General features: G+C 46.5%; 9 protein-coding genes. 3 read left to right on the top strand and 6 right to left on the bottom strand.

Translation table 11 applies throughout. The features are described from left to right. Positions 1-97: 97 nt before the first annotated feature. Positions 98-730 (top strand): TraX family protein, encoded by a 633-nt coding sequence (locus AC6ESP_RS18315; protein WP_497098175.1) that lies wholly within the window; start codon positions 98-100, stop codon positions 728-730. On the opposite strand, the gene AC6ESP_RS18310 is transcribed toward AC6ESP_RS18315, so the two are convergent. Continuing rightward, a complete protein-coding gene (locus AC6ESP_RS18310; RefSeq protein ID WP_497098174.1) occupies positions 723-1,580 on the bottom strand; it encodes a serine/threonine protein kinase in 858 nt (285 codons plus the stop codon). The two genes, AC6ESP_RS18315 and AC6ESP_RS18310, sit on opposite strands and share 8 nt — an antisense overlap. Before the next feature lie 450 nt (positions 1,581-2,030). On the opposite strand from AC6ESP_RS18310, the gene AC6ESP_RS18305 reads away from it, so the two are divergent. Then, positions 2,031-2,249, top strand: coding sequence for a hypothetical protein (locus AC6ESP_RS18305; RefSeq protein ID WP_497098173.1), 219 nt, complete (start codon positions 2,031-2,033; stop codon positions 2,247-2,249). 287 nt (positions 2,250-2,536) lie between these two features. Here the strand turns inward: AC6ESP_RS18305 and AC6ESP_RS18300 are convergent, their stop codons facing one another. From AC6ESP_RS18300 to AC6ESP_RS18280, 5 genes are all read right to left on the bottom strand, one after another. Then, positions 2,537-3,823: a putative bifunctional diguanylate cyclase/phosphodiesterase gene (locus AC6ESP_RS18300; protein ID WP_497098172.1), complete on the bottom strand. Its 1,287-nt coding sequence runs from the start codon at positions 3,821-3,823 to the stop codon at positions 2,537-2,539. Positions 3,824-4,011: 188 nt separating this feature from the next. Next, the gene (locus AC6ESP_RS18295; RefSeq protein WP_497098171.1) at positions 4,012-4,743 is read right to left on the bottom strand and encodes a response regulator transcription factor; all 732 of its coding nucleotides are present in this window, start codon (positions 4,741-4,743) and stop codon (positions 4,012-4,014) included. A 103-nt stretch (positions 4,744-4,846) separates the two neighbouring features. Continuing rightward, positions 4,847-8,686, bottom strand: a complete 3,840-nt coding sequence (locus tag AC6ESP_RS18290; protein ID WP_497098222.1) for a response regulator — start codon at positions 8,684-8,686, stop codon at positions 4,847-4,849. Between the two features lie 272 nt (positions 8,687-8,958). Beyond that, positions 8,959-10,419 (bottom strand): HD-GYP domain-containing protein, encoded by a 1,461-nt coding sequence (locus AC6ESP_RS18285; RefSeq protein WP_497098170.1) that lies wholly within the window; start codon positions 10,417-10,419, stop codon positions 8,959-8,961. A 74-nt stretch (positions 10,420-10,493) separates the two neighbouring features. Continuing rightward, positions 10,494-12,575, bottom strand: coding sequence for a bifunctional diguanylate cyclase/phosphodiesterase (locus tag AC6ESP_RS18280; protein ID WP_497098169.1), 2,082 nt, complete (start codon positions 12,573-12,575; stop codon positions 10,494-10,496). Positions 12,576-12,730: 155 nt separating this feature from the next. Between AC6ESP_RS18280 and AC6ESP_RS18275 the strand changes: the two genes are divergently transcribed. Beyond that, a complete protein-coding gene (locus AC6ESP_RS18275; protein ID WP_497098168.1) occupies positions 12,731-13,828 on the top strand; it encodes a peptidylprolyl isomerase in 1,098 nt (365 codons plus the stop codon). Positions 13,829-13,982 lie beyond the last annotated feature (154 nt).

Below are 13,982 nucleotides of genomic sequence, written 5' to 3'. Positions count from 1 at the left end.
AACGCTCAAGCTAATAAGAACGCCCGGATAGTCTAGCTATTCATTGCTCTATCCTGCTTATGCTATAATATCCCCATCCTGAGGATGAGGTGAATGCATGCAGATCATAGCAATGATTACGATGCTGCTAGATCATATTGGTGTTGTATGGTTTCCTAATGACTCCACCTGGCGTGTGATTGGCAGACTGGCTCTACCTTTATATGCTTACGCATTAATGCTTGGCTATATGCGGACCCAGAATGTGAACCGATATATATGGCGCATGCTCGGGATAGCCGCTCTTTCTCAGATCCCTTACTCTCTAGCATTCGGGACCTATGAAGTGAATACCGTCGGAACCTTATTCGTATGCCTGCTCTTACTGCGTTTACTAGATAAATATGCGAGCAGTCTCGCCATACAGATCGGTATTGCCTTGTTAGTCATCGTTGCTGTTGAGCTGATTCCTTGCAGCTATGGGGCTTATCTGCCCATTCTAGTCCTTATCTATCGCTATGCTTCACCAAGGTGGATGGTATCCCTCCATCTTGTACTAAATATTGTCTTCTTATTCTATCAAGGCTGGGCCATACAGCTCTTCAGCTTGTTCGCAACTCTTATCATCATCTACCTGCCTAAATTTCTAAGAGCTGCTGATCGAATTACGGTGCCCCGGATCATCTGGCGCAGCTTCTATCCGCTCCATCTTGCAATCATAGCCCTTATTCATTACCTGCTGTTCACATAAGGAGCTGATTCAGCTCCTTCAAGCATTCTGACGCCGACAAATATGTCTCATTCTCACTCATCAGCAGCTTGCGCACGAATTGCCGCACCTCCGGCCTGATCTGGAGTTCTTCCTCCCAACTTAATTCCACCTGATCCTCTGCATACTCATAGCCTGCATACATGAGGAATAGAAACAAATGTCCCAGACCGTACAAATCGCTTGATGGAGCAGGATCGCGCATCCGCTGTTTGACTGCTGCCCAGCTTCCTGCTTCTTCATCGTCTTGTGCGGCCTCTCTCAGTCCATTAAGCAGATGATCGGACAGCTGCTCCCCTATCTCACACGACAGACCATAATCTATGAGAACAATGCTGCCAGCCCGATCCATGACATTCGGAATTCGCACATCCCTATGCACGAAGCCTGCCTCATGCAAATAGCTCAGCGGAGCGAGCAGCTCTTTCATAACCACTAGCGCTTCAACCTCCGTATAGGTTCGTCCCTGCTCGTGGATCATATGCTCTAGATTATGGCCATCGACTAGCTCCATCACAAGAGCTTCCCTGTTACCATCTACTATATAATCGAGCCAGCTAGGTATTTGAGGATGCTCAAGAGCTTGCAGAATACGACTCTCCCTCCGCAGAAGCAATCTTCCCAGCTCTCCCTTACTTGGCTTATTGCCTTTGACCAATACAACCTTGCCCGTCATTATATCCCTGCATCGATAAGCTTGGCCGTAGCTGCCCATCCCGATCCATTGCTCGACTTCATAGCGCTTAGCCCAGATAGAGCCTTCTCTGAGCGGATAATCACGCCAATTATTGAGCACCATATGCATCCATTCTCTGGTCCTCGCTACCCACACAATAGATCCCCCCATTCCTCCATGACAGCTTTTACGAACGCTATATGCTGTACGTTTCAGAGTAATAATAGACGTGTATATAGAAACCATCCTAGCTGAACAGACGTAGTATGAACATTACCACGTATATTATTAAGGAGGTTACATTATGATTAGGCAATTGCTTCAACGTTTGTTATATTCACTCTCTGGACGAAAAAGCCGTGGATACAACCGATATAGCAGCAGTGATTATAGAAGGTCCAATTACCCGCCTCAGCATCGTCCGCGTCATTATGGACATGGTCACTACAAAAAAAGAAAATACAGCAGTTTTTCTAGTTAAACCCGTTGGATTTCCCTGTTATTAGATAAATGTTAGCAATCTAAACATTAATCTCATGGCTGTTTCATAAGAGGCTAAAACGTTTAAGGTAGAATAGGAAAAAACGAGCGGAGGTGTGTGAGGCCATGATGAAAATCATAACCTTCAAAAGTCGTTCTGTACCTGTTTATTACACTACCGAACAAGCGACGTCTGTTGAACAGCTTCATCATAAATTACTCGAGATGGAATTTAACTTTGACTTCCGAAAAAAATGGAAACGAATAACGAAGGTAGAAGTTGTTCGAGATGTCGCCATTTTCCAATATAATGACGGAACGAAGCTGTATCTTGAGGTTAGCTAAGTAACCCGCAATCTCGCTTGTCTTGCAATTGTCAGGCCACACCTTAGAACCTCCACACCAAAAGTATGACTACAATTGCAAGACATGCGTTAAAGAGCCTTCCATCCATGTTCATCATGGGCGGGAGGCTCTTTTCGTATGGGGCTATGTTCATGCTGACTTTTATGCAGCATTATTGCTCCTACTGGCCCCAGGTGGGCGGATATGCTGACCTTTACGCAGCCTACACCAAACATCCCCTACCTAACCGGTAAGGGATGTTTATTATTGTGATCCGCTAAGCGGAATTAGAGGGAGGGGGATTTGCGAACCATAGATAAATCGAGTACATCAAGCTGCATCGATTGTCCGAGCAGCAGTCCTTGTACATAATCGCATTGCCAGCTTCGCAGCAGCTCGTATTGCTCCTCATACTCCACACCATCTGCGATAACTTCGAGCTCAAACTTATGCAACAAATCAATGAGGGCTTCAACAATAAGCTTCTCTGAGCGATTTCGGTCAATTTTCTGAATAAATGTCTTGCTTATTTTAACACTGTTAATCGGCAGCTTCTGCAAATTCTCAAAAGATGAATAACCTTTGCCGAAATCATCCAGAATGATTCGAATGCCCTCGGCACGCAGCTTCGTCAGGGCCATAAGGGTTTTATCGGAGGAGTGCATGAGCACACTCTCCTTTATCTCCATCTCTAGACAAGAAGGCTCTAGACCTGTCTCATTCAATACATGCTTAATACTTGGCAGCAAGGTATCTTCCAACAGCTGCAAGTAGGATAGGTTGATGGACAGCCTCAGATCCTTCAATCCATACTGCTGCATGTTAGCCAGCATTCGACAGGACTCCCGAATGACCCAATCGCCAATTGGTATAATCATGCCATTCTGCTCGGCAATCGGAATAAATTCAGATGGATTAATATACCCAAGCTCAGGATGCTCCCAGCGCAGCAAAGCCTCGAAGCCCTTCAGTCTTCCGTTATTCACTCGGTAGATCGGCTGGAAGCTAATATGGAATTGCTGCGAATATAACGCAGTCCTTAAGGAGGAGCTAATCTGGAGCGCCCGACAAATCTGTTCTGACTTCTCCGAGCAATAGAAGGAAACTCTATTCTCCCCCTGCCTTAATGAATGTGTTAACGCCGTCTCTGCCCGGCAGATTAGCTCTTCACTGGACTGCCCATCCAGCGGATAACTGCTTGCTCCTATACTTGCCGTGAAATGAGTCTCTTCTCCAGCTTCCTCGAAGGGATATTCTGCAGCATATTTCAATTCCTCTACGGCGAGCGGGAAGTCTCCTTGCTCGTTCCCCATTTCCTTAATGGCCAGGAAGGTACAGCTTCCCATTTGACATACCGCCGTAGTGCCCTCATTGAATTTAACAAGGCGTTCGCCAATATCCATTAGTACTTTATTGCCGTACGTCCTTCCCTTAGCCTCATTCAAATCATTAAATCTATCCATATGAATAAAGACAACAGCAATTCGTCTATTCAGAACCAACGCCCTGCTAATGGCTTCCTCCAAATATCCGTAAACCTCTTGCCTCTTATTAAAACCGATTAGCCCATGCACGCTAACACCATCCTTCGCTCAAGCCTGCTACTATAGTCCCATATAAGTATTAGAAAAATTCAGGGATCCCCTTTAGGAGATTGTTAGGTGACTGTATGATTCACTCTTTAGCCATAGAAAAAAAAGACCATCTCCGCAGAAGATGGTCTTTAGTCATATCTATTCAGGGCTATACGTTCAGTTGTAATTCAGTTGTGATTCAGGCTAAGGTCCTTATTCTCACTCGTGTACTTATACCCGAAGCCCCATACGGTGCGAATAAGCCTGGGCTCTCTCGGATTTTGCTCAATTTTTTTACGCAGATTCACAATATGCACATCAATGGCTCTGTCCGTGACAAAAGAATCAAACCCACGAATCGCATTAATCAACTCTTCCCTGCTGAATACTTTCCCCGGATACGCCAGGAACAGCTTCATCATCTCATATTCAGAGAAGGTCGTCTCTACCAGCTCTCCTCTGACTAGAAGCAATCTGCGTTCTAAATCCAGCTGAATGGGATTCTGATCCTCATCGACTGGTTCTGTGTCTTCATTACCCCCCGTTTCATTTATAGTAAGGTGTGACCGCCTAATTAATGCTTCGACTCTAGCAGCCATCTCATGTAAGCTGAAAGGCTTGCACATATAGTCATCCGCACCGGCTTTTAGAGCTTGAACTCGTTCTGAAACCTCACTTTTCATTGATAATATCATAATGGGAACATTCGATCTTTCTCGAATATGAGTACAGACCGTCATACCATCCATATCAGGAAGCATAAGATCGAGCAAAACAATGTCCGGATCGAAATCTATCGCTGTTCGCAGTCCATCTGTACCATTCCCCGCTTGTCTCACCGAATAACCTTCTTCTGACAAATACATAGACAGCATATCACTCATCATGACGTCATCTTCTACAACTAAAACTTTATACACTGGCGCCACCCCTTATTGGGAATGAAGAATTCTGTCGAAATAAGTTGATATCTTTACTATACAATACTGCTGTTAACATCTTCAATAATTTGTTAGAAAAATGTTAGGAAATATTGTCGAAATATTGCCCCTCGCTTTTTTTCAATGATACTAGAATCGACTTCAGCTCCTCTTCAAGCCTACTCGCCAGCAGCTGCCAATCCAAATCCTGCCAATGCTCATCTCTTAAAAGCTGATTAAGGCCAGAAGCAGCGGCAGTCAGACCTGCGGCAGACAAATTGCCTGATACCCCTAAGAGCGTATGCACCATCCGCTTGGCAGCTACAATCTCACCGCTCTCCAAGCGGCTCAGCAGTTTACTGGAGAACGATTCGTAATCCCGTTGGAACTGCTCCAGCATATGAATGAGAATAGGCAGCTTTCCATTAACCCTGGCAAGGGCCGAGCTCAAATCTACCCCTTCTACTGCCGGGAGCGGCATCGAGCGGGCCCCCACTTGCTGCTTCCCTGTCCAGCCCTTCACTTGGGGCTCATGTCCCATTCTCTGAAGCCAATACATAATGGAAGAATACAACTGACCCTCCTCTATCGGCTTCGTAACAACATCATTCATCCCCATGCTGATGTACTGCTCATGGTCAGAACGAAGCGTATTAGCCGTTACCGCTATGATAGGCACATGATCATACCTGGATTTGCCTCTAATCACCCGCGTCGCTTCCATCCCATCCATCTCTGGCATATGAATGTCCATCAGAATAAGATGCCATAGCTCCTTCTCGAGAAGCTCCATTGCCTCAAGGCCATTATGGGCTACCCCTACCTCGAAGCCTCTTTCCTTCAAAATCTCAACTGCAACCAGCTGATTAATCGGATTATCCTCGGCCAGCAATATTCGTATATTCCCATTCAGCTCATGAGCTGCGGCTGCCTCTCCTATCCCGTCAAGCGGCAGCGAATGGCCGGACTGCTCATCCAGAACACCGCTAATGGTCTGGAACATGGACAGCCGAGAAATAGGCTTCGTCAGCAGAGCCTCAGGCCGATCGCTATCAGGCATCTGCTGCATCTCATCTCTGCCGAAGGTTGTCGTAAGCACAATCGTCTTCACGCCCGCGGCGGCTGCATTCTCGTGAAAATCAAGCCAAGTCTCTAAGCCATACATATCTGGCATTTCCATATCAAGCATAATGATCTTCGGCATAGCGCCTGCTCCGATCCGCTGCAGTCTCTCCTTGGCTGCCTTCCAAGAGGAGAACGGAACGGGCGTCAACCTGAAGGATTCCACCATTGAGCACCAATGCTGGCGCATATCTTGGTTATCCTCCACAATCCAGATAGGCTGCTCAACCAGCTCTTCACTAAGCGTATGGATATCTAGAGAGGCAGGCGCTATTATCGGGAAGCTTAGAATAAAGCTGAACTTGCTGCCATGTCCAAGTCTACTCTCTACATCAAGCTTGCCGCCCATGATCTCTACAAGATTGTTGGATATAACTAGACCGAGCCCCGTTCCCCCGTATTTCCTCGTTGTAGAGGTGTCCGCTTGCGTGAATGGAACGAACAGCTTGGCTTGCTGCATAATTGTCATTCCGATTCCTGTATCCTCTACGATAAAGCGAAGCTTCATCTGCTCCTTGAACTCCGCTACAATCTCCAGCTTCAGCAGCACCCGGCCCTGATTCGTGAACTTAATCGCATTCATACATAAATTCAATAAAATCTGCTCGAGCCGCAGTGCGTCACCTAGCAGTTTACTTGGCAGTTGAAGTGGAACATCGACAATGAACTCGAACTGTTCCTTGCCTCCCATGAAGATGCTAAGCTGATCGGTTAACCGGCTAATGAGCTCCTCAGGCTTGAAGGCAAGCTGCTCGACCTCGACATTGCCGGATTCGATTTTGGAAAAGTCCAGAATATCGTTAATGATACGAAGCAGCGTATCTGATGACGTATGGATTTTGCTCATATAATCCTGCTGTGATGCAGTGAGCTGTGTCCTGCGCATCAAGTGCGATAATCCAATAATGCCGTTCAGCGGTGTACGAATCTCATGGCTCATCAGAGCAAGAAATTTCCCCTTCGTCGTATTCGCTTCCTCCGCTTCGCGCGTAGCTCCGATCAGCTCTTCCTGAATCATTCGCTGCTCAGAAATATCACGCGCTATGCAAGAGAAGAACAGCTCTCCAGTGCGAATATTCGGATGAGCTACGATGACTGTGGACACATAGATCGTCTCTCCTGAAGAGGTCAGCAGCTCTGCTTCCCCTTCCCAGTAGCCTACTTCTTCTGCTGCCCTGGCACCATTAATAACCTCTTTATAGATAACAGGGTTCATGTGCTTCTTAAAAGTCATTAGTCTTTGTCCAGATGACAAGCCGAGCATAGCTTTGCCAGCCTTATTCATATAAATAATTCTGCCCCTGCTATCTACAGAAGCAATAAGATCCTTGGCCGAGCCAACAATATCAAGCAGCCGATTACGTGACTTTTCCACCTGAAGGCGCTCTGATATATCATAGGCCATCCCGACAACCCCAGTAAATTTGCCTTCATGATCCCTTAGACCGTTAGAGCTGTGAAGCACAGGAATTCTGCGCCCATTCTTATTAATGAAGGTCCATTCCCGCTCATAAGAGAATTGCTCGTTGCGAAGCTCCTTGAACACCTCGAGCCCTGGAGCTATTTCTCTTCCGAAGAGCAGTGACAGCCGTTCCGCCTCACTCCGAATTTCATCTGGATCCATGAATAATAGCGGAGTAGCATGCCCCACTACTTCTGCATTGGTATAGCCGATCAGCTCTTCTGCTGCTTTGTTCAAGTAGGCTAAACGATACTGCTCGTCCAGTACGATGAATGCATATTGATTCTGATTGATAATCGCCTCGAGCCTCTCGAACATTTCTTTCAATCGCTCCATCATCCCATTAACCGAGGCAGCAAGCTTACCAACCTCATCACTCGGCACTTCGGATAGATGCTTCACCTCGAACCGACCAGCAGCTGCCAGCTCAGTAACGGCAAGTATACCTTCAAGTCTCTTCACAATGGATGCGAACAACAGGAAGAATAGAATAACGATAATAATCTCAGACAGCCCGATCGTCATAAATATACGCCAGAATAACGGCTTGATCCCTTCTAGCAGATCAGACTTATGCTCTTCCAGAGCAAGCCGCCACCCCGAGCCATCATCCACTTTCTCATAGAAAATGACATGCTCCGTATCGCCATAGCTAACCTCTTCATACCCCGTACGGTTCAGCAGCTTGTCCCCAAGCTCATGCAAGCTGGTATCCTCATCGAAGATCGTCGTTCCTGCCCCCCATTCCTTTGTCTCAGAGGAATACAGAATAGTGCCATTCGAATCGAACAAACGCAATATCTTGGACGTATTGCTATCTACCTCAAGATAAGGCTCAAGCTTCGACATTAGTATAGACGTGTAGACGATACCGGTAACCTGTCTTTGCTCCCCATATATAGGAACTAGAATATACGTACGCTTCGTTTGGGATTGAGAAAACCTCAAGGGATCGGTAATGATAACATTTCCTTTGAGCGCGTCCTTGAAAAATGGTTCATCATATACATTAATAGGCACTCCATCGGTTCGTATGGCAGTACCGTCCATCTGAATATAACCAATTGAATGGTAGGTATACCCTGAGCGAATCATCTCTCTATTGAAATATTGCAGTCGTTCTTCATCAGTTCCGAACCGGACGCTATCCGTGCGGCTCATCACCAGCACCTCCGCTCTACGAATAGCCAGCCATGAGGCTAGCTGGGTGGCTGCACCCTTCAACTGACTGGTCTCACTCTCAATAGCCGATTCCACCCACTCCTGCTTAATGCTCCAATAATTGCTTATTCCCGCCAAGAGTAGAGGGATGAATGAGATTACAACGATTAGCAGCAGACTTTTAGTTCTGAGTGACATCTGATTCACGCCGATTACTCCTTCCTGCAATCCATAGAGATATGATCCTTCCGCACACCGCCAACCTATACAAAAACCCTAACGATATAACGTATGGAGCCTCACGTTACAGTTAGGGTTCATTTCTTACAAATGCTGCCATAAACCATATTTTTGAAGTTATATGTGTCTGATTTTACTTTAGAACATTAATGATGTAAAGAATAGAGTTACGGCCATGAGACCTATCCTATTGGGCAAAAAAAGACTTTAAACACTATGGTGATGAAGTCTTACATCCCCGTCTGCCGAACTACGCCCGCCGTGAGCGTCTCCAGCTTATTCGTGCTTAGCATTTCTTCGAAGAACCCCCTCTGTTCATCCGCAAGCTTCAGAAAAGCAGTCACGCACTCGGGATCGAAGTGCTTGCCCCGCTCTCTAGCAAGATGCTCCAAAGCCTCTTCATGTGACATAGCAGCACGATAGGATCTAGTTGAGGTGAGCGCATCGTATACATCAGCAATCGCCGTTATTCTAGCAAGATAAGGGATGTCCTTACCTGCCAGTTGATCGGGATAGCCTGTGCCATCCCAGCGTTCATGATGCGAACGAATAACCGACAGCTCCTCTTGGAGAAATCCAAGCCTGCTGCATAGATTATAGCCAGTAATCGGATGCTTCTGAATGACAGCCCTTTCCTCATCGGTCAGCTTGCCGGGCTTATTCAGAATATGATTCGGAATCGTGAGCTTGCCTACATCATGAACGAGTCCACCTTGCGCGATTGCTCTAAGCTTAACTGCTGATACATTCATCTCCTCAGCCAGCTTAAGCGCGTAGAGAGCTACGCGATAATTATGACCCGCAGTATAAGCATCTCTTGATTCTGTCGTTAGAATCAGCTCTTTGACAGCAGGCGACATATACGTCCGTATCCATTCGAAAGGGTTGCCTTGGAACAGCTGCTTCAAAGAGACTACGAGGCTGCCTGAGGTTCTATATTGCATAAAGATACCGAGTAATACAGCTGCAAGAGATATTCCGAGATACAGATGATAGCTCCACCAGCTTAAGTTCCAAGCTTGACTGGTAACGAGAATGAACTGTGCCAGACACATCCAACCAGCGCTGTATACGATTGCAAGCTGCAATGGGAACCTTGATGCAAGGTAGGTCTGCAAATAATGGTACATCGTCCAGCCACTCAATCCAAATATGACGAGCGTAACTCCTACCTTGAAGGGAGCCCCCTGTAGAGGTAGTGTCTGCAGGTGCTTCGCGAAGACCCACAAGGATGTGCAGATTACGAGCAGCGTTACAAACCACACAGGGACAAGCCAACGCTGCCAGCGGGAGAACCACTGAATAAGGGCGCGTTCAGAGGAAACCGCTGACAGCCCTAACCAGAAGGCAGCCAGTAGAACGCTTAGTTGAGCCGAGCTTCCCGTTATGGAATACTCGTGCATGAGCAAGCCTGGAGTGGCTAGCCCATGTACGACGAATAGCGCAGCCAAAGACACATAGGAGAGCGATAGAAAACTCATCTTCAGGTTTCTAAGACGCGTGGCGATGATTCCTATTCCTACCGCAAGTGTTAGAGCAATGAGCGATACGATACTCACAATATTGAAGTGCCCATGTAAGGAATGAATGTTAATGTCCCATGCATCCATAGAACGGAGTCCGAGGTACATAGCCAGTGACATACCCATTATGAGAGCTAGATTAAGTACTACTCTATAAGAATCACGCAACACCCATCGCCTCCTAATCCGTTACAGCCCACTTGAAGGTTACTGTCCTAACCTTAGTTATGCATACTTAACCGTTATCCGTTAGAAACAGAAACAAGCTCGGATTGATTCAACTGTGCGAGCCATTGATCTAACTCCTTGCGTGGCATCGGCTTGCTGAAATAATACCCTTGCATTAGATTACAGCCTGCCGATTTCAAGAATTCAATCTGCTGCTCGGTCTCTACCCCTTCTGCTACAATTCCGAGATTGAGCTCATTGGCAAGGCTAATAATCGTATTTACGATAGCTCTCTTGGCAGGAGAGGCGCTCTGCTCCATATATTGCTTGTCAATTTTCAACGTATGGAATGGAATTCGATCAATGGAGCCTAGCGAAGAATAGCCTGATCCGAAATCATCCATGGATATGATGACCCCCATCTCCTTCAAGGGGATAAGCTGTTTAATGACGTTCTCAACATTATTCATAATAATCGTTTCCGTAATTTCCAGCTCCAGCAAGCTTGCCTCCATATTCGCTGTCTCCAGCGATTTCACGACCATATCAAGCAGGTTCTGGCTGTCGAATACCTTCACTGACAAATTGACCGATACACTAAGGGCGATCTGCTCTCGTTCATTCCAGGCCATACAGTCCAGGCAAGCTTGTCCAAGCACCCAACGTGTTAACGGAATGATTAATCCCGTTTCCTCGGCAATCGGAATGAACTCATCCGGCGCGATAAGTCCCAGCTCAGGATGAAGCCAGCGAGACAAGGCTTCCACCCCATAAGGGCAATTCATGCTAGCGTTCCATTTTGGCTGATAATGAATGACGAACTGCTCGTGAGCAAGCGCAACACGCATATCCTTCTCCAATCTCATCCTTCTAACGATCTTCTTATCGAGCTCCTCGTTGTACAAGCAGTATTGATTCTTGCCCAGCCGCTTGGCTTGGTACATCGCTGTGTCTGCCTTCGTCAGCAGAGTCGCCCGCTTGGTTCCATGCTGTGGAGACAAGCTGATGCCTATGCTTCCCGTAATATATAGCTCATTACCTTCTATTAAATAGGGCATACGGATATCTTCTAGCAGCTTCTGTGCCAATTGCTCCGCTTCTGCTTGATTGATCCCGGAAGCGATGAATAGGAATTCGTCTCCGCCCAGCCGGAAGGCCTCAGTCCCCGTCCTCAAATGGGCTTGCAGACGACTTGCTACAGCTTGTACCAGCAAATCGCCAATATCATGCCCAAGCGTATCATTAATGATCTTGAACTGATCCAGATCCAGAAAGAAGAAAACGTCCTGATGCTCTTCATTGGTGCTCTCATTAAAGTACCGATTCATCGCATGTCGATTCAATAAACCGGTCAACGGATCACTGTAGGCCATTCTCTCAAGCACGTTGCGGTCAAAATAAACGGCAGTCCAGGTAACCAGCATAATCAATAGAATGACGAGGGTAACCCCAATCAGCAGAGCTATATTTATCGGAGTCTCTCCTGCCCCCACTATGGAAGCCGGGTCCCCGCACCAGAAGGAAGCGGCCGACATTCCCGTATAATGCATACCGCAGACCGCAAACCCTAGCAAGCCGGAGGCTGCCCATTTGGCGAGACTCGCATACTTGTTGTTACTGAATCTATGGAATAAATAGAGCGCAACACATGAAGCTACCACCGCTATGAGTGCTGATAAGGTCCAGATGTAAGAATTATAGGTGATTGACAGGCCAGGCGATTGCATGGAAGCCATTCCTGTGTAGTGCATCACAACTATGCCTGCACCCATAACGAGTCCGCCGCTAATCAGTCTGACCCTGCTGGTCTGACTTGATAAAGTGAGATAAAAAGCCAAGAATGAAGTCAAAATACTTGCCGCGATCGATCCGACCGTAATCGGTATGCTGTAGCTGACAACCATGTCGATATGAAAAGCCATCATTCCTACGAAATGCATCGTCCAAATGCCGCTGCCCATAACGAACGCTGCCGCAAAAATCCATCCAACCTGTGTCTTCCCATGAGAACGTGCTATTTTGTATACAAAATTCAACGCTGAATATGCCGCGCAAACTGCAATAATAAAAGAAAGAAGAACAACACCGTTGTTGTAGTTCCCATCTAATAAAACCAAGTCATCCCCCCGTCCTGTGTCCTTCCAGATTCTGTTCATTGCTTATTCACTTTCTATATACTTATACCATTATACGAAATAAAAATTCTTGCAACATTTTTTTATTTTAGATTAAGGTTTTTTGTAAAATCTTTTGATATAGTAGGTGGAGATTGTAAATAAAGTGTGTTTTTGTCGAAGGGAGTTCATTTAAAATGGAAAACAAAGACTCGCAGCAAAAAAGAGATGACGAGCTAGTAGAGGCTGCGAACGAGGAACAAACGACATCTGAGAATGATACGATCATTGAAGGGGAAGCGGCGTCAACCGCATCCGCTCATACATCCGCTCAAAGCGAGCAACCTGCACAACCAGTTAAGAGCTCCGGCGGCAAAGTATGGATTGCCATCGCTGCTGTACTCGCTGTAGTACTTGTTATTGTACTGATCAAACCGCCATTCGGCGGCAGCAATGAAGCAGTTGCAACAGTTAACGGCGAAGAGATTACGAAGGATGCACTCTACGATGAGCTGGTCAAAGCAGGCGGCGCCTCAACCGTTGAGAACATGATTACCCAAAAGCTGATTGATCAAGCTGCTGAAGAGGCTAACGTTACGGTTACAGAAGAGGACATCAATAAAGAAATCACGGATCTTCAGACTCAATTCGGTTCTGAGGAGGCGCTCAACAACGCACTGACTCAATACGGCATGACAATGGACAACCTCAAAGAGGACGCTGCTGTACAGGTGAAAATCCGCAAAATACTGGAGCCTCAGGTTACAGTAACAGATGAGCAAATTCAGCAATTCTATGACGAGAACCAAGCATCGCTTGCGACTCCGGAGCAAATCCGCGCATCCCATATTCTCGTTGGAACGAAGGAAGAGGCTGAGGATATTCTGAAGCAGCTGAACGAGGGCGCTGACTTCGCTACTCTTGCCAAAGAAAAGTCAACAGACACAGCAACGAAAGACAATGGCGGCGATCTCGACTTCTTCGCCAAAGGCGCAATGGACGCTGCATTCGAAGAAGCAGCATTCGCACTTGACGTTGATCAGCTTAGCGGTGTAGTAGAGTCCAGCTTTGGCTTCCACATCATCAAGAAAACCGATCATAAAGATGCGACTACCCCTACCTTTGAAGATAAAAAGGAAGAAATTCGCACGCAGCTTGTGACTCAACAAGTAAGCGAGCTGTCGACAACTTGGATGGAGGAGCTCCGCACGAAAGCGGAGATTACCAACACCCTTGCAGATGATACAGCAGCAACTGACACTGACGCTACTGCAACTGACGCAGCAGCCGAATAAATAAGCATGATGGGAAGAGGTCATCCTAGGATGGCCTCTTCTTTATGTTTAGGTGATAACTAGCTTTTAAATTATTGGAAGAAATATGATATGATTTAGTCGGATAGGCTGCTTCATAGCATAATTACGATAAAGAATATAGACATTAGTGGAG

Source organism: Paenibacillus xinjiangensis (genome assembly GCF_059686975.1).
This window is presented reverse-complemented; position numbering and strand designations above follow the sequence as displayed.

What these genes read in the sequence shown, in the direction of transcription:
- AC6ESP_RS18280 (WP_497098169.1), bottom strand. Translation starts at nt 12,575, where the DNA reads ATGAACAGAATCTGGAAGGACACAGGACGGGGGGATGACTTGGTTTTA.
- AC6ESP_RS18290 (WP_497098222.1), bottom strand. Translation starts at nt 8,686, where the DNA reads ATGTCACTCAGAACTAAAAGTCTGCTGCTAATCGTTGTAATCTCATTC.
- AC6ESP_RS18275 (WP_497098168.1), top strand. Translation starts at nt 12,731, where the DNA reads ATGGAAAACAAAGACTCGCAGCAAAAAAGAGATGACGAGCTAGTAGAG.
- AC6ESP_RS18305 (WP_497098173.1), top strand. Translation starts at nt 2,031, where the DNA reads ATGATGAAAATCATAACCTTCAAAAGTCGTTCTGTACCTGTTTATTAC.
- AC6ESP_RS18315 (WP_497098175.1), top strand. Translation starts at nt 98, where the DNA reads ATGCAGATCATAGCAATGATTACGATGCTGCTAGATCATATTGGTGTT.